Here is a 16,415-nt window from a genome sequence, read left to right as displayed (position 1 = left end):
AGATGCGCGCAGTCATCACAGCAGCGACCGGCATGGCGGCACAGGAACTCAACGTTCAGGTGATCTCCAACAACATCGCGAACCTCCGCACCACCGGCTACAAGAAGCAGCGCGCGGCGTTCCAGGACCTGATCTACGACCATGTGCGCCGCGTCGGCGCGCAGGCCTCCGACCAGGGCACCATTCTTCCCGTCGGCGTCGATCTCGGCGGCGGCGTCAGGACCGTCGGCACGCCGCGGCTGATGGGCCAGGGCACGCTGCTGCCGACCGGCAACGAGCTCGACATCGCCGTCCGCGGCGAAGGCTTCTTCAAGATCCAGATGCCCGACGGCACCTATGCCTATACCCGCGACGGCTCCTTCATGATGGACGCGCAGGGCCGCATCGTGAACGCGCAGGGCAATCCGGTGCAGCCGACCATCACCATCCCGAACAATTCGTCGGGCCTGACCGTCAACGCGCAGGGCCAGGTGTCGGTGACGCTGCCGGGCTCGACCACGCCGACCGTCGCCGGCCAGATCGGCCTGACGCGCTTCATCAACAAGGCCGGCCTGAAGCCGATCGGCGACAATTTGTTCCAGGACACGCCCGCCTCCGGCGCGCCGCAGGACGGAATCGCCAACACCGACGGCTTCGGCGACATGCTGCAGTCCAACCTCGAGCAGTCCAACGTCGAGGTCGTCACCGAAATCTCCGACCTGATCGCGGCCCAGCGCGCCTACGAGATGAACGCCAAGGTCGTCTCCGCCGCCGACCAGATGCTGCAAGCCACCACCCAGATGTTCCGCTGAGGAATGATGGTCATGATCGTGCTTAAACTCGCTCTCTCCGCTCGGCACACTGAGCCCTCTCCCCCCTTGCGGGGGAGAGTTGGAGAGAGGGGTAAGCCCCAACGGCAGTCCCCGTGTGGCCCCCTCTCCCTAACCCTCCCCCGCAAGGGGGGAGGGAACCCTCGCAGGGTGCCGCGTGGCATTATGGCTGTTGCGCTTGCGGCCGCCGCCCTGCTCGCCTGCGCGACAAGTGCCTTCGCGCAGGACAAGAGCGACGCGATCGCCTCCCCCACCTTGCGCGCCAATGTCATCGTGACTTCCGACATCGTGCGGATCGGCGACGTCATCGACAATGCGGGCGCCGCCGCGCGTATTGCGATCTACCGCGCGCCCGATCCCGGCACGACCGGCACGCTGCAGGTCACCCAGATCATCAACACGCTGCGCGCCCACCAGGTGATCGGCGTCGACACCCAGAACCTGCGCGAGATCTCGGTGACGCGACAGGCGCGCAGTTTTGACGTCGCCGATATCGAGCAGGCCGTCGCCCGCGCGCTGGAGCGCCGCAATGGCCTGGGCGATGCCGCCAACATCAGCCTCACCTTCGACCGCGCGCCCGGCGACATCCGCCTCGATGCCGCCAACTCCGGCGCGCTGAACCCGGTCGCGGTGCGCTACGACACGCGCAACAACCGCTTCGACGTGACCTTCGAGATCGCCAACGAAGCCGGCCTTGCGCCGACCAAGCTGCGCTTCTCCGGCACTGCGGTCGAGACCGTGGAAGCCGCCGTCCTGGCACGCAGCCTCGAGCGCAACGAGGTGGTGAAATCCTCCGACGTGCTGATGGAGAAGCGGCCGAAGGCCGAGGTCGGCCCCGACGTGCTGACCCGCGACCGCGCGGTCGGCATGCAGGCGCGCCGCCAGCTTCGCGCGGGACAAGCGCTGAAGGGCGCCGATGTTTCGAAGCCCGACCTCGTGCAGCGCGACCAGGGCGTGACGCTGATCTACGACACTCCGGGCGTCCATCTCACCGTGCTCGGCAAGGCGCTGGAGGCCGGCACCGAGGGCGACGTCGTCAACGTTTTGAACCTGCAATCCAAGCGCACGGTGTCCGGCATCGTGGTCGGCCGCGGCCGCGTCGCCATCGTGGTCGCCGGGCGTCCGGAAAGCGCGCAGGCCGCCGCACAGCAGAACGAGCCGCCGAAACTGCAAGAGAAACTGCAAGACAAGCTACAGGACAAGCTATCCGACAGCACCTCCTCGCCCGGCGCGGCGCCTGCCGCGACCGCCAATTCTCTTGCCAACGCCCGAGCGCAGGCCGCGGCCAAACCCGAGTAATGTAGATGTCCCGCATTCAAGGTATCCGTCTCGTCAGGCTCGCCGCGCTGTTTGCGATGACAGCGCTCGCCGGCGGCTGTTCCGCCATCGACCGCCTGTCGCAGATCGGCGAGCAGCCGAAGCTCACCGCGATCGAGAACCCGACCGCGCAGCCCGGCTACAAGCCGGTGCAGATGCCGATGCCCAAGCCCGAGGTCGCCTCCTACAACGCCAACTCGCTGTGGCGGAACGGGTCCCGCGCCTTCTTCCGCGACCAGCGCGCCGCGCGCGTCGGCGACCTCCTGACCATCACCGTCAACATCACCGACAAGGCGAACCTCTCCAACGAAACCCAGCGCAGCCGCACCGCGAAAGAGAATTCGAACATCACCGACTTCATCGGCGCCAAGACCATCACGCAGTCCAACAAGATCCTGCCCGGCAACCTGCTGGCGACCGACTCGACCTCGTCGGCCGATGGCAAGGGTTCGGTCAACCGCCAGGAGTCCTTGACCACCAACGTCGCCGCCGTGGTGACGCAGGTGCTGGCCAACGGCAATCTCGTGGTCGAGGGCAAGCAGGAAATCCGCGTCAACTTCGAGATCCGCGAGCTGATCGTGGCCGGCGTGGTGCGGCCGGAGGACATCCAGAGCGACAACACCATCGATTCCAGCAAGATCGCGCAGGCCCGCATCGCCTATGGCGGCCGCGGCCAGATCATGGACGTGCAGCAGCCAAGATACGGCCAACAGGTGGTCGACGTGATCCTGCCGTTCTAGTTCCCGATCTCAACGAGCTCCCACACTTTGTCGCGAACCTAGGCGCAACGAAGTGTTCCAACGCGGCCTCCGGTAGCTCCCCTGCCGGAGGCCGTGGCGTTGTTTCTCTTCCAAACGGCATCCACCCAGGGTTTTATTTCGGACACATTTCCTCTAACCTCAGCTCTCATAGCGCAAATTTCCGATAGTTAACATTCCAGCCGAGAGACTGACACGGGATGCTTGAAGAGCAGTTACTTGAAGAATTTGCTGAACGGCTTCGCGATGACGCGAAGAATAAAGCTTCCGATTTCGGATCGGACATACCTCTGCCATTCGATGCAGCCATCGCGGAAGCTATGCTTGGCTATCTTGAAGACGCCGGTATGGTCGGCGATCATGAACTCTGCACGTACGAGGATACAACTGGACAAGGCCGCTGCAGGATCGTTGGCTACTCCCTACCAGAAGGGTCAACGCGACTTGAGCTATTTACCAGCCGCTATGTGGACGAGGGCGCAAACCTAAACGACCGAGAATTGGGTCGACTCACTGGCCAAGCTGCAAAATTTTTCGATTGCGTGAGCAGAGGAGATCTCGCGCGCTTCGCAAAACATCCTGCTGCGGCTGAGGCGGCTGATTATATTCACAGGAATCTCGATCAAGTCGACGAAGTGCGAGTCTACGTTCTCACGAACGCGACGGTTCGAGCGCGGGCAATAGACGAAATCGAAATCCGCAAACGACGGATCGAATTTTCGGTCTGGGACCTCGAACGTCTTCATAGAGCAGTAGGCGAAGAAGTCACGCGAGGACGTATCGAAGTCGATTTCGAAGATCTTCTGGGGAGACCGATTCCCTGCCTAGAGATGAAGCCTCACCCGAAAGAGTATCAGACGTTCCTACTAATTTTGCCGGGAAAATTGCTGTATGAACTCTATGAGAAGTTTGGCCCACGCCTGTTCGAATTCAATGTTCGATCTTTCCTGCAGGTAAAGGGGGCAGTGAACAAGGGATTGCGAGACACCATAAAGAATGCGCCAGAAATGTTCTTAGCGTACAACAATGGACTTACTGCTACTGCTGACGAAATCGATGTCGGCATCTTTCGCGGAGAAAAAGTAATTCGATCTCTAAGGGGATTGCAAATCGTAAATGGGGCACAAACGACTGCGAGCATTCACCGCGCAAAACGCAGCGACAAGCTGGACATCAGCAAGGTTTCCGTATCTTTGAAGTTGACACGCGTCGAGCCATCAAAACTAGCAGAATTTGTCCCTTTAATTTCGAAATACGCAAACACACAAAATCCAGTTCAGATGGCCGACCTGTCCGCGAATAGTGAGTTTCATATTCGCTTGGAAAAACTCGCCGAAAGAATCTGGTGCCCAGGAGAAGAAAGCCGCTGGTTCTATGAGCGCGCACGAGGTTCCTATCAAGTTTCCCGCATGCGTTTGGGAGCCACGCCCGCTCGCCGAAAGGTGTTCGACAATCTTTGCCCAAGGTCGCAACAATTCGGCAAGACCGAGCTTGCGAAATACTGGATGTCAAGATGGTTGCATCCGCACGTCGTCAGTAAAGGCGCACAGAAGAACTTTAACGCATTCATGGCCGAACTTCAGGACCGGTACCCTTCCGACTGGCTGCCTGATGATCAATTTTTCGAGGAAACGGTAGCCATCGCCCTTCTGTTCAGGGCAACACGAAGCTCCGTTCGAGCGGCCGGCATCAAGTCCTATGCTGCGAATGTCGTAACGTATTCATTGGCGAAACTCTTTGACCAGCACGGCGCGGCCAAGCTTGCCATCAACAGGGCCCGCGATAAGAGGGTCGCCGATGCCCTTAGAACAGAGGGGTGGAAAGTCGTCAGGGTTTGGGAGCACGAGATCAAGGCCGATCCGGAGAAGATTGCAGCTCGAGTGCGGCGCATCGTAAGAAAGCCCGACGGCCGTGGACGCAAACCGTAAATCAGAACTAAGAGCAACTAATCTTTTGGTTGATGCGATCTACGAAGGTGGACGCAACGGCAATGCCTCCGACGATCCTCTGCCCCACCTAGTCGGAGTCAGCAATCAAGGTGGCTTCCGATACATCGGGACGAAGGAGGTGCCAAAGCTGGCCGTACTAACCCTTACAACGAAGGAGTTAGACTGGCCAGACAATCTCGACAGGGAAACCGGCGTATTCACCTACTTTGGTGACAATCGCAAACCGGGACACGAACTCCATTCGACTCCGAGGTTCGGTAACTTGTTGCTCCGCGACATGTTTGAAAGAGCGCATGGCCAGAGAGACGATCGGGCTGTAGTGCCTCCCGTGTTGATTTTCTCTAATACTGGAACATTCCGGGACGTCGAATTCCTCGGACTTGCTATTCCAGGCGCTGAGGGCTTGGACTCGAACAGCGATCTCGTCGCACTTTGGCGAATGAAGGACGGCAAGAGGTTCCAGAACTATCAAGCGAAATTCACGGTGTTGGATTGCCAAGTCGTTCCGAAATCCTGGATCGAAGACGTCAAGGCCGGTCAACCGTTCTCGACGAACTGTCCGACCGCCTGGAGGATTTGGGTGGACAAGGGCGTGCGGCGCCCCCTCAAGGCGCCGCGGGTACTTGAGTATCGCAGCCCGGCAGAACAGCTTGCCGAAGATGCATCAGGCCGCGCAATTATTGCTGCAATCCAGACTCATTTCTCGGAAGACCATTTCCGGTTTGAGGCTTGTGCCGCGAAAATCGCCGAGATCATGCTTCAAAATATTGCATCCATCGACCTCACCCGTCGTGTCCGTGATGGGGGGCGCGATGCAATCGGGCAGTACCGGATAGGTTCCGGGCCATCTTCAGTGCTGGTTGACTTCGCTCTCGAAGCCAAATGTTACAATGATTCAACCTCTGTCGGCGTCAAGGATCTGTCTCGTTTGATTTCGCGGCTCCGCCACCGGCAATTTGGCATTCTTGTTACCACTTCACATGTGGCAACACAGGCCTATCAAGAGATCAAGGCGGATCAACATCCAATCGTTATCATTGCTGCGCGGGATATTGTTAGACTTCTGAAGAACGTGGGCATTGCAGATCCCAACGACCTTCAAAAATGGCTTTCTGCTTTCTAGCAGCAAGGCTAAGCCATTTCTGGTTCCCAGAATCACTTGTCAACCCCCTAAAATCAAGAATATATTTCGCTTTACCAGAAGAGCGGTTTCTGCCAACCATCCCACCTCGCGCCGGATGGAGGGACGTATCATGATTGTCACGGCACGTTGGCGCGGGATGCGGTGGCCGTTGCGGCGTCAGGTGGGCTTGCTCGCCAGGCGAAACGCTCGCAGCGGACGGCGAAATCGTGTGGTCCTGGCGCCGCGACCCTGGCGCTACGTTGGCGGCAAGTGTGCCGCCGACAACGGGGACAAGAAAGGCCGCTCCCCGGGGAGTACGTATAAGCCGTAAAGCCATTGCGCGGGGAAAGCCGGGATGTCCTGGCTGTACCTGTCAAACCCGTGTGCGTTGTTGCTTCCTTTTGCACACGGTGCTGCGGGCGCAGTCGGCGTCCGGCTTTCCCTGCGTCCTCTGTCTTCCAGGGGGCACAAAGAAGGCAAAACCCCGGGCGCATCGCGCCGCGGGAATGATGCGTCATGTCCTCCGCTGCCTGACTATCAAATCAGGGAGACACGGGCGTCTCTTACGTCGTCATGCCCGGGCTTGAGCGCGAAGCGCGTCTTCGCGCAGGTGTCCCGGGCATCCACGTTCTCCCCTTCCTGCCGGAAACAAAGACGTGGATGGCCGGGACAAGCCCGGCCATGACGAAGGACGCAATTTCGCTATCGCTCCTCGCAATGACGGAAACGGCATTGAACCTCCCCGCGCCCCGCCGCCACCAAGCGGCAGACCACAAGACCCGGCCTCCCCATGCTGAAGGCATTGCTGATATTTCCCCTGCTGGCGGCGATCCTGGCGGCTTCGCCCGCCATCGCCGAGCCGTGCAAGGATTTTCCGGCGCGCACCGGCCTTGCCGCAGCGCTGCGACTGGCGGCGGAGGCGCACCCGGTGCATGTGTCATTCGACAGCAGGGCCCTGGGCGTCACCATGCCCGGCTGGCTTGCGGCGCAATACGAGCGCGAGATCACCATCGTGCTGCAACACCAGTTCGACGCCCTGGTGGTGAAGGACGACGGCTTCGAGGTCGGCCTGTGGTTCAAGCGCCGCTACGCGCGGCTGGTCGTGCCCTTCGCCGCGGTGAAGGGAGTATGGGACAATGGCGAGTTGAAGTGCGGGGAACAGCAGACTTAGGCCGCGACGCGCGCGGGCTCCTATGCCCGTCATCGCCCGCGAAAGCGGGCGATCCAGTATTCCAGAGACGTCAGTGATTGAATCGAGAAGTCTCAGCGTACTGGATACCCCGCTTTCGCGGGGTATGACAGTTCACTGCGCGGCTACACGCGAGCGCCCTCACGCAAACGTCGCTTCCACCGTGCCCAGCCCTTCCAGCTCCATCCGCACATGATCGCCGGCGGCAAGCCACACCGTCTTGACCAGGCTTCCCGTCAGCACGATCTGCCCGGCATGCAGGCCCCTGCCCTCGGCGGCGAGATGATTGGCGAGCCAGGCGAGCGCGTTGTGGGGATGGCCGAGCACGTCGGCGCCGGTGCCGCGGCCGGCATCCTTGCCGTTGATAATGGCGCGGCCGGTCACCTTCAACAGATCCGGCGCGCTGTTGCGGTCCACCGGCTGGCCGAGCACACAGCCGGCGGCGAAGAAATCGTCCGCCACCAGCGTCGGCGCGCCCAGCGTCTCCCATTTCACATAGCGGTCGTCGACGATCTCGATCGCGGGGTAATAGGCCTCGACCGCCTCGCCCATCCATTCCGCCGTGAACGGCTGTTCGGCTGGCGACAGGTCGCGCGCCAGCTTCACCGCGATCTCGCATTCGACGCCGACGCGGACGTAGTCGGAGGCGGCGAGCTTGACGCCGCTGTCATGCACGACCTTCTCGAACACCCCGCCGCCGCAGGGATGCGGGATATCGAGATATTCCTGCATCACCTTGCTGGTGCAGCCGATCTTGTAGCCGACCAGCGCGCCGACCTGCGGGCGCATGAGATCATGCAGCGCGCGCTGCACCTTGTAGCCTTCGGCTTCATCGGCGGGAACGCAGTCGGCCGGCAGCGCGGCAAGCGGCGCACGGCTGCGGCGGGCGGTGGCAATGAACTTGGCGGCCGCGAGAATCCTGTCCATCGGCGGCTCCTCTATCCCCTCATGGTGAGGAGCGCGGTACGCGCGTCTCGAACCATGAGGCCCGGCTGGTGGCCTTCATCCCTCGAGACGCAGCGGAGTTTATCATCGGGCGCGCGTGCGCGCGACCCGGTGGCGCTCCTCGGGATGAGGGTCCGCCAGCTACTCGTCCCGGTACACCTTCTCGCGCTTCTCGTGGCGCTCCTGGGCTTCCACCGACAGCGTGGCGATCGGGCGGGCCTCGAGGCGCTTCAGCGAGATCGGCTCGCCGGTCTCCTCGCAATAGCCGTAGGTGTTGTCCTCGATGCGCTGCAACGCCGCGTCGATCTTGGAGATCAGTTTGCGCTGGCGGTCGCGGGCGCGGAGCTCAATGGCGCGGTCGGTCTCGGAGGAGGCGCGGTCGGCCAGATCGGGGTGGTTGACGTTCTCCTCCTGCAGCGCCTGCAGGGTGAGCTTCGACTCGCGCAGGATCTCGTCCTTCCAGGCCAAGAGCTTGGCCCGGAAGTAATCCTTCTGCCGGTCGTTCATGAAAGGCTCTTTTTCGGAAGGCCGGTAGTTTTTCAACTTTTCCAAGGTCAGCCCATCTCGTTTGGCGGACGGCGAGGGTCCCTCCGCGGGCCGCCTTATATAGCGGCGGGATGTCACACACAATACGATCCCGCAGCCAAGGCGGACCCCCCCCAAAGCCTTGCACAGGCAAAGTTATCCGTTCCGGCCGGGAGCGGCCCTTTCGGCTCAATAGCCGACCGTAAAGCGCTTGCGGAGATGGGCCGGGCGCTCGATTTCGTCGGCGAGTGCAACTGCGAAATCCTCGAAACTGATCCAGCTCTTGCCGTCGGCGGCGGTCAGGAGCTGGTCGGTTCCGAGCCGGAACCGGCCGGTTCGCTCGCCCGGGGCAAACAGGGCCGAGGGCGACAGGAAGGTCCAGTTCAGCTCCTTTTCCTGCCGCAGCAGGTCGAGGAAGGCCGCGCCCTTCTCGGCCTCCGCCTTGTACTGGGCCGGGAAATTGGGCGTCGTCACCAGCCGCACGCCGGGGGCCACCTCCAGGCTGCCGGCGCCGCCGACCACGAGGTAGCGACCGATGCCGGAGGCCTTGGCTGCCCCGATCAGCTTCTGGGGATCGCTGGCGAGGAAGTGGATCGAGGAAATCGCGGCGTCATGGCCCCGGAGCAGCTGAGCGAGCCCGGCCTCGTCCGACGCATCGCCCTTTGTGGGGACGACGTTGGCGAGCCCTTCGATCTTCTCGGGGTTGCGGGCGATGGCGGTGACGGCGTGGCCACGGCGGGCGAGTTCGGCAGTGATGCGCGAGCCGGCGTTGCCGGAGGCGCCGATGACGGCGATCTTCATGGGTGGTCTCCATTGGGATTGAGGTTGGTTTCCAATGGTGACTAGATATCGAAAAGAGTGTAGATGTTAAGAGAGCACTTCAACCTCACCAGATAACGCCGGAGTAACCGATGAAGCCCAACGCCTATTCGGCCGATTGCCCGACGCGGCAGATCCTCGATCGCGTCGGCGACAAATGGGCCGTGCTCATCCTGCTTCTCATCCGTCACGAGCCCATGCGCTTCAATGCGTTACGCCGCACCATTGAAGGCATCTCGCAGAAGATGCTGAGCCAGGTTCTCAAGTCACTCGAACGCGACGGCCTGATCCGCCGCCGCGCCATCCCGACAGTTCCAGTAACGGTTGAATATTCGATCACGCCGCTCGGCGCGACGCTCGCCACTGCGGTCGATCCGCTGCGCGACTGGGCCGAGCGCTATCTGAAGGAAGTGCTCGCCGCCCAGCGCCGCTACGACGCGCAAAAAGCCGCGAAGGCGGCGTGAGGGAATGGCGTCGAGAATTGTCCAGGCTGCGTCCCCACCCTCACCTGTCATGGCCCGCTTCAAGCGGGCCATCCAGTACGCCGCGGCCTCTCGGCTCAAGCATAGGCGTCTCTGGAATACTGGGTCGCCCGGACAAGCTTGGCGATGACATCTGGGAATGAGGAGAGATAGCGGACCTAAACCCGCCCGGCCTTGGCGAGCTCGACCTCGACGCGGAGTTCGATCTCCGACAGCACCGCGTCGAGGCCGGGATCACCGGAGGACGACTTCAGGCTGGCGGCGGCATCGCGCAGCCTGCTCACGGTGGACGGTTCGAGATTGCCCATCAGCAGTCCGATCTTGAGATCGTCGAGCACGTCGAGCGCGCCGCGGCCGCGGACCACCGAGCGCTTGCGGCGCTCGACCGGATCCTCCTCGACGCCCTGCAGCGCGAGCAGCGCGTCGATATTGGCGGCGGCCTTCGGCGGCGCTGCGGAGCGCGTCTCGGGCGCGGCCGCAGCATCCGGCAGCGAGAAGCCGGTCGAGGAAGTGCGGCGCGCGTTGGCCGCCGGGGTGCCCAGCGTCGTGCCATTCGGTCCGTAGATGCGCATGATCGAGGTCCCGCCACGAAAGCCTTGGCGGAACCATCGCCCCGTCATGGTTAACGATGCGTAAATGCCCCGGCAAAATCTGCCGCACGCGGCAGTTTCGCTTCGCTTGGCGTGAACGCGAAGTTGCGCGCGGCCAAAAAATTTCGAACGAAATCAATCGATTGAGTCCGAAGCCGCTGATGGCACGGCGCTCGCATGGTGAATGGCGGAAGGCGCGTCATGGGAGTGTCGCGCAGTCCCGGAAATTCAAGGGGAGTGGTTGGGATGCCCGGCATCCGGAAGGCAAGACTGATTTGGGCGGCCGGTGCGTTCGTCGCGCTGGTGCTGTCGGCGTGGCCCGCCGGCGCCACGTCGCGGATCAAGGATCTCGCCAACATCGAGGGCGTGCGGCAGAACCAGCTGATCGGCTACGGCCTCGTCGTCGGCCTCAACGGCACCGGCGACACGCTGAACAACATCCCCTTCACCAAGCAGTCGCTGCAGGCGATGCTGGAGCGCATGGGCGTCAACATCCGCGGCGCCACCATCCGCACCGGCAACGTCGCCGCCGTCATGGTCACCGGCAACCTGCCGGCCTTCGGCACCCAGGGCACGCGGATGGACGTTACCGTCTCCGCGCTCGGCGACGCCAAGAACCTCACCGGCGGCACCCTGCTCGTCACCCCCCTGTTAGGTGCCGACGGCAACGTTTATGCCGTGGCACAGGGCTCTGTCGCGATCTCCGGCTTCCAGGCCGAGGGTGACGCCGCCAAGATCGTGCGCGGCGTGCCGACGGTCGGCCGCATCGCCAACGGCGCCATCATCGAGCGCGAGATCGAGTTCGCGCTCAACCGCCTGCCCAATGTGCGGCTGGCGCTGCGCAACGCCGACTTCACCACCGCCAAGCGCATCGCGGCTGCTGTCAATGACTTCCTCGGCGTCAAGACCGCCGAGCCGATCGATCCCTCCACCGTGCAGCTCTCCATTCCCTCCGAATTCAAGGGCAACGTCGTCGCCTTCCTGACCGAAATCGAGCAGCTGCAGGTCGACCCGGATCTGGCCGCCAGGATCGTGATCGACGAGCGCTCGGGCGTCATCGTGATGGGCCGCGACGTCCGCGTCTCCACGGTGGCGGTCGCGCAAGGCAATCTCACCGTCACGATCTCCGAAAGCCCGCAGGTCAGCCAGCCCAATCCGTTCTCGCGCGGCCGCACCGTGGTCACGCCGCGCACCAATGTCGGCGTCGTCGAGGACGGCAAGAAGCTTGCGGTGGTCAAGGACGGGGTCTCGCTGCAGCAGCTCGTCGACGGGCTCAACGGGCTCGGCATCGGCCCGCGCGACATGATCAGCATCCTGCAGGCGATCAAGGCCGCCGGCGCCATCCAGGCCGATATCGAGGTGATGTGATGGCTGGCGGCATCATCAACTCGATCACCACCTACGCGCATCCCCTCACGGTCAAGCGCCCCGACACGCAGCTTGCGGAGGCGCTGACCAAGGTGCCGGAGGCGACGCAGAAGAAAATCCGCGGCCAGGCCCAGGACTTCGAGGCGATGTTCCTCAACTCAATGTTCTCGCAGATGACCAGCGGCATCAAGGGCGAAGGCCCGTTCGGCGACACGCCCGGCACCGGCGTATGGCGCTCGATGCTGACCGACGAATACTCGAAATCCTTCGCCAAGGCCGGCGGCGTCGGCATTTCCAACGACGTGTTCCGCACGCTGATCCTGCAGCAGGCGAAGCGCGGCTGATCCAGGGGGATTTGACATGAACCAGCAACCGCAAGCCAAGGTGCCGCCTCCCCGGGCCCCGATCGCGACGCCGGCGGATGCGCGCAAGCTCGCCGAGGAGATGCTGGAGGTGATGAGCAAGCTGCTTGCCGTCGTCGAGCAGGAGACCGAACTGGTGCGCGCCGGCAAGGTGCGCGAGGCGATGCGGCTGGAGCAGCAGAAGTCCGCGCTCACCGGCCGCTACGTCACCGCGGTCGAGACGCTCCGCGTCGCGCAGAAGCACCTCGCGCAAGTCGCGCCCGACCTGCTTGCTTCATTGAAGCGCCATCACGAAACTTTCCGCGCCATGCTGCAGATCAATCTCACCGTGCTCGCCACCGCGCACGCGGTGTCGGAAGGCATCGTGCGCGGCGTCAATGCCGAGGTGCAGCGCCGCAACATGCCGAACGCCTATACCGCCGCCGGCCAGAGTGCATCGCCTTCGCCGCGCCAGGTCAGGCCGCTCGCCGTCAGCCGCTCGCTGTAATCGTACAATTTGAAGCAAAATTCCGCGCCGCCGTCAGCGCGGAATTCATCGCGTTTTCTAACCGCATATTGAGAGACGGCCTGCCATATTGCTCCCCGGGAAGGGTTGGGATTTGACTCTAGGCGCACCAGGAGGGAGCCATGAGTACGGATTTCAGCATCAAGCCGGTGGGGGCGCCGGTTGCAGCGCCGATTGTTCAGCCGATCAGTGAAGCGGCGGAGCAAGCGGTTGCGACCGAGTTGCCATCGAGCCAGACCGTCACCGCGGTCGAGCCCGGCCCTGCCGTGCGCAAGGATATCAGCGTGGTGTCGCGTTCGGTGTCGAACCAGGTGGTGATCGACCGCGAGGCCGCCTCCATCGTCTATCAGGTGGTCGACAACCGCACGAGCCAGGTGGTGAAGCAGTTTCCCGAGGAAGCCGTGCTGCGCCGCCGCGCCTATTTCAACACGCTGGATTTGACCCGGTCGGGCCCCAACCGGATGCGGGCGACGGATCGTTCGGCCTGAAGGCTCGTTGCCGGCGGATAATGTCGGCCGAAAAGCCGCTCCCGGTTTCCGGGAGCGCTATTTGTTGCGCGCGGCGATCGCCTGGTCGAGATAGGTCGACCCCGTCGCGGGATCGGTGACGACGTTCTTGACCAGCGCCCTGTTGTTGCCCTGCAATTGAAACTTGGTGTCGCCGATCCTGAACGCGCCATCCTTGATCAGCACCTGCTGATATTTGTTGGTGGAGCCGGAGCTGTACTGCACCTGGGCGCGGAAGCCGTTGACCTGCGACACCTTGATGGCGAACGTCTTGCTGTCGGGGTACTTGCCGGTCCAGCTGCCCTCGTAGATGGCAGGATCGACCGCCACATAGGGCGTCTTCGACGGCACGTTGAGTCCTGCGGCCTTGTAGCTGGCCATCAGGATCGCCATCATGTCCGCCATTGGCCGCTCCCGAAGCGGTAGTTCTCAGCCGCGGCCGGCAAGGCCGGCGGCGAGGTTGCAGTTGATTTCGATCAGCGACTTCAGCTTCGCCGGATCCGGATTGAGCTGCATCTCGACGGTCTGCTTCATGACGAACACGCCGATATTGGCGATGTTCTGGCGCACCTCGAGCGGCTGCTGATTCTCCTCGGCCGAGACGGCGCTCATGAAGATCGACCACAGGCGGCGGTTGAACAGCAGCGCATTCTCCATGTCCTTGCCCGGACCCTTCCAGTTGGTCTGCACTTCCTGGAGCTGCCGTGCCGCCTTCAGCAGCGCCTGCGCCTCGATCTCGCGGGGGGAAGAGGTCGTTTGGGACGTACGAGCATAGGCCTGGGCAGCGTTGGACATTCAGTAACCTCAATGGGAGCGGGGCGCGATCCACCGCATGATTCGAAAAACTGCCCAACTTTCATACAGGTAGGGCCTTTAAATATGGTTAGCGCCGGTTACCAATTGTGACGGAGTTGGGCAAAATCGCAAAAAACAGGCACGCCCTGCCCGGCCGGCGTCCTGCAGAAAACGGAAACGGCGGGGTTTCCCCCGCCGTTCGCTAGACTTGAGACTACGCCGCTTAGCGGGTCGACAGCGCCTGGCTGTTGGCCGCTTCCTCGTTGGTGTCGGCCAGCGTCAGGTTGGACGAGCCGGTCTGCAGCACGTTGATCAGGTTCTTCGAGAAGTCCTGGCGGATCTGCACGATCGACAGGTTCGAACCGAAGGCCGACGCCTGCGAGCGAAGCTGGCTGCTCGCAGCCTGCAGGCCGCTGACCACCGTGTTGACGGAGTCGTTGTCCTTGAAGTCGCCGGTGTTCAGCGTCGCAAGGCCGAGGCCCGCGGCATTGAAGTTGACACCGAGGATCGACAGCGTGGACTTGCCGGTCTCGTTGAAGGTCAGCTTCAGCGTGTCGCCGGTGAGCAGGTTGACGCCGTTGAACGAGGCATCCTGTGCCGTGGTCGTGATCTGGTTCAGGATGTTGTTGTACTGCTCGACCAGGTTGTTGCGGGCGGCGGTCGCCGTCGCATCAACCACCGGTGCGCCGCCGGCCGCGCCGAAGAACAGCTGGCCGGAAGCCGCCGCGGTGCCGGTGATCGTGCCGATCGTGGCGGAAGCCGCATCGTTGGTGGTGGTGATGGTCAACGTACCGTTCTGCGCCAGCGTGGCCTGCAGGTTATTGGAGGCCAGCGCCGCGTTGAGCTCGTTCAGCGTGTTGACGTGACCCGGACCCGAGCCGCCGAAGGTGACGTTGGTCGCGGTGCCGCCGCCGGTCGAGGCGATGGCCAGCGTCAGCGTGTTGAGCGGGGGCAGACCGGTGCCGCGGGCCTGGCTGACTCCGGTGCCGAGGCCGAGCGCGGCAAGCGCGGCGGCGTTCGACGAGGAGATGCTCAGGTCCGAGGTGGCGCCGGTGTGGATCTGCAGCGCACCGCCCGCAACCGTCGACGAGCTCGGGGTCGCACCCGACAGCGCGTCGAACTTCTGCAGCAGCTGCGTCACGTTGTCGGTGACGTTGATCTGGTTGTTGCCGGTCGCGCCCGACGCCACGAAGGTGATGTTCTGGCCGTTCACCGTGATGGTGTCGCCCGCCGCGAACGCCGCGCTCAGGGCATCGGACGAGGTCGAAGCCGCACCCGACAGCAGCGTCGCGCCGGTGATGGCGGAAGCGCCGCCGGTGGAGTTGCGCAGCACCTGGTTGCCGGTCAGGCCGTTGAGGCCGAGCTTGGCCAGCGTCGAGGTCGACGAGCCGACGAAGGAGATGTCGGCCGTGGTCGAGGTCTGCAGGCTGACCTGGCCCGAGCCGTTGACGGTGGCGGTGCCGCCGGTGGCCTGGTTAACCGCGGTCAGGATGTCGTTGATCGTGCCGGTCGAGATGTCGATCGACAGGTTGTTGCCCGCGATCGAACCGGTGTTGCCGCCGCCGGAGTGGAACGTGACCGTCTTGTTGTTGATGATCAGGTAATCCGACGTGGTGAAGGCATTGCCGCCGATCAGGGCGTCGGCGCCGCCGGCCACCTGCGGGCCGGTCAGCTTGGTCGCCGCGGTGATGTTGGCCGAGTTGTTGACGATGCCACCGCCGCGGTTGGTGGTGGAGATGCCGAGCGCGGTCGCTGCGGCGCCCGCGGTGACGGTGACGTCGGTGCCGGTGCCGGTCGTGATCGTGATGTTGCCGGTGCCGTTGACGCCGACGGTAGCGGTGCCGCCCGCCGCGGTCTGGATCGCGGTCAGGATGTCGCCGAAGGTCGAGGTGGTGCCGGCGCCGAGGCCGATCGTGGTGTTGCTGCCGACCGTGGTGGTGGAGGTCGCAGCCGCACTGAAGGTGACGGTGTTGCCGTTCACCGTCAGGGTCTGGCCGGACAGCGCGGTCAGCACGGCGGTGGCCAGGTGCGTACCGGCGGCGTTGTCGAGCGACAGGCCGGCAGTGGCGGCGGCCGCCGCGTTGTCCTGCAGCGCGACCGAGCCGGTCGAGTTGGTGCTGGTGTAGGCGGTCTGGTTGGTGGCGACCTTGGCCGCGCCCAGCACGGTGTTGGCGGAGTAGACCGGGAGCTGGTTGTTGTTGACCGCGCCGCCGGCGAAGGTGGCGTCGATCGGGGCGCCGGTGCCGAGCAGGTTGCCCGCGGTGGCGCCGTTGATGGTGACGCTCACGCTGGACTTGGCGGAGTAGCCGACGGTGGCCTGCAGCGCCTGGGTGGCGACCGACTTGGCGCTGTCGACCAGCTTCTGCAGCGAGG

18 protein-coding genes are annotated in these 16,415 nt (G+C 63.4%); 11 read left to right on the top strand and 7 right to left on the bottom strand.

What is annotated here, in order from left to right:
* Positions 1-2 precede the first annotated feature (2 nt).
* The 6 genes from flgG to HZB49_RS04685 all read left to right on the top strand — a co-directional run bounded on the left by flgG (position 3) and on the right by HZB49_RS04685 (position 7,127).
* Positions 3-791, top strand: a complete 789-nt coding sequence (flgG, locus tag HZB49_RS04710) for a flagellar basal-body rod protein FlgG (RefSeq protein ID WP_291609347.1) — start codon at positions 3-5, stop codon at positions 789-791.
* 183 nt (positions 792-974) lie between these two features.
* Positions 975-2,108, top strand: a complete 1,134-nt coding sequence (gene flgA, locus HZB49_RS04705) for a flagellar basal body P-ring formation chaperone FlgA (protein WP_291609346.1) — start codon at positions 975-977, stop codon at positions 2,106-2,108.
* Between the two features lie 5 nt (positions 2,109-2,113).
* Positions 2,114-2,866, top strand: coding sequence for a flagellar basal body L-ring protein FlgH (flgH, locus tag HZB49_RS04700; RefSeq protein ID WP_291609345.1), 753 nt, complete (start codon positions 2,114-2,116; stop codon positions 2,864-2,866).
* A 218-nt stretch (positions 2,867-3,084) separates the two neighbouring features.
* Entirely contained in the window at positions 3,085-4,812 is a 1,728-nt protein-coding gene (locus HZB49_RS04695; RefSeq protein ID WP_291609344.1) for an AIPR family protein, read from the top strand.
* A complete protein-coding gene (locus tag HZB49_RS04690) occupies positions 4,796-5,956 on the top strand; it encodes a restriction endonuclease (protein WP_291609343.1) in 1,161 nt (386 codons plus the stop codon). Before HZB49_RS04695 ends, HZB49_RS04690 begins: the two co-directional genes overlap by 17 nt.
* A gap of 790 nt (positions 5,957-6,746) precedes the next feature.
* A complete protein-coding gene (locus HZB49_RS04685; protein ID WP_291609342.1) occupies positions 6,747-7,127 on the top strand; it encodes a ClpXP protease specificity-enhancing factor SspB in 381 nt (126 codons plus the stop codon).
* A gap of 159 nt (positions 7,128-7,286) precedes the next feature.
* Here HZB49_RS04685 and HZB49_RS04680 read toward each other — a convergent pair whose 3' ends face one another.
* The 3 genes from HZB49_RS04680 to HZB49_RS04670 form a co-directional block, all read right to left on the bottom strand.
* The gene (locus HZB49_RS04680) at positions 7,287-8,072 is read right to left on the bottom strand and encodes a fumarylacetoacetate hydrolase family protein (RefSeq protein ID WP_291609341.1); all 786 of its coding nucleotides are present in this window, start codon (positions 8,070-8,072) and stop codon (positions 7,287-7,289) included.
* A 159-nt stretch (positions 8,073-8,231) separates the two neighbouring features.
* Positions 8,232-8,597 carry an RNA polymerase-binding protein DksA gene (gene dksA / locus HZB49_RS04675; RefSeq protein ID WP_291609340.1) on the bottom strand — a complete coding sequence of 122 codons (366 nt, stop codon included), beginning with the start codon at positions 8,595-8,597 and terminating at the stop codon, positions 8,232-8,234.
* A 207-nt stretch (positions 8,598-8,804) separates the two neighbouring features.
* Positions 8,805-9,416, bottom strand: coding sequence for an NAD(P)-dependent oxidoreductase (locus HZB49_RS04670; protein WP_291609339.1), 612 nt, complete (start codon positions 9,414-9,416; stop codon positions 8,805-8,807).
* A 110-nt stretch (positions 9,417-9,526) separates the two neighbouring features.
* Here HZB49_RS04670 and HZB49_RS04665 point away from each other — a divergent pair, with 110 nt between their 5' ends.
* Positions 9,527-9,898 carry a helix-turn-helix domain-containing protein gene (locus HZB49_RS04665; protein WP_291609338.1) on the top strand — a complete coding sequence of 124 codons (372 nt, stop codon included), beginning with the start codon at positions 9,527-9,529 and terminating at the stop codon, positions 9,896-9,898.
* 176 nt (positions 9,899-10,074) lie between these two features.
* Here HZB49_RS04665 and HZB49_RS04660 read toward each other — a convergent pair whose 3' ends face one another.
* Positions 10,075-10,488, bottom strand: coding sequence for a flagellar assembly protein FliX (locus tag HZB49_RS04660; RefSeq protein ID WP_291609337.1), 414 nt, complete (start codon positions 10,486-10,488; stop codon positions 10,075-10,077).
* 264 nt (positions 10,489-10,752) lie between these two features.
* On the opposite strand from HZB49_RS04660, the gene HZB49_RS04655 reads away from it, so the two are divergent.
* From HZB49_RS04655 to HZB49_RS04640, 4 genes are all read left to right on the top strand, one after another.
* Positions 10,753-11,874, top strand: coding sequence for a flagellar basal body P-ring protein FlgI (locus tag HZB49_RS04655; protein ID WP_291609336.1), 1,122 nt, complete (start codon positions 10,753-10,755; stop codon positions 11,872-11,874).
* Positions 11,874-12,218, top strand: a complete 345-nt coding sequence (gene flgJ, locus HZB49_RS04650; RefSeq protein WP_291609335.1) for a flagellar assembly peptidoglycan hydrolase FlgJ — start codon at positions 11,874-11,876, stop codon at positions 12,216-12,218. Before HZB49_RS04655 ends, flgJ begins: the two co-directional genes overlap by 1 nt.
* Before the next feature lie 16 nt (positions 12,219-12,234).
* Positions 12,235-12,723: a hypothetical protein gene (locus HZB49_RS04645; protein WP_291609334.1), complete on the top strand. Its 489-nt coding sequence runs from the start codon at positions 12,235-12,237 to the stop codon at positions 12,721-12,723.
* Positions 12,724-12,863: 140 nt separating this feature from the next.
* Positions 12,864-13,229 carry a hypothetical protein gene (locus tag HZB49_RS04640; RefSeq protein ID WP_291609333.1) on the top strand — a complete coding sequence of 122 codons (366 nt, stop codon included), beginning with the start codon at positions 12,864-12,866 and terminating at the stop codon, positions 13,227-13,229.
* A 57-nt stretch (positions 13,230-13,286) separates the two neighbouring features.
* On the opposite strand, the gene HZB49_RS04635 is transcribed toward HZB49_RS04640, so the two are convergent.
* From HZB49_RS04635 to HZB49_RS04625, 3 genes are all read right to left on the bottom strand, one after another.
* Positions 13,287-13,652 (bottom strand): hypothetical protein, encoded by a 366-nt coding sequence (locus tag HZB49_RS04635; protein WP_291609332.1) that lies wholly within the window; start codon positions 13,650-13,652, stop codon positions 13,287-13,289.
* A gap of 24 nt (positions 13,653-13,676) precedes the next feature.
* Complete coding sequence (gene flaF / locus HZB49_RS04630; protein ID WP_291609331.1) at positions 13,677-14,042, bottom strand: flagellar biosynthesis regulator FlaF; 366 nt, start codon at positions 14,040-14,042, stop codon at positions 13,677-13,679.
* A 223-nt stretch (positions 14,043-14,265) separates the two neighbouring features.
* Positions 14,266-16,415: flagellin (locus HZB49_RS04625; protein ID WP_291609330.1), on the bottom strand; the 2,150-nt coding region annotated here is incomplete at its 5' end.

Origin of the sequence: Bradyrhizobium sp., from assembly GCF_016219575.1 — a bacterium.
Classification (GTDB): domain Bacteria; phylum Pseudomonadota; class Alphaproteobacteria; order Rhizobiales; family Xanthobacteraceae; genus Bradyrhizobium.
This window is presented reverse-complemented; position numbering and strand designations above follow the sequence as displayed.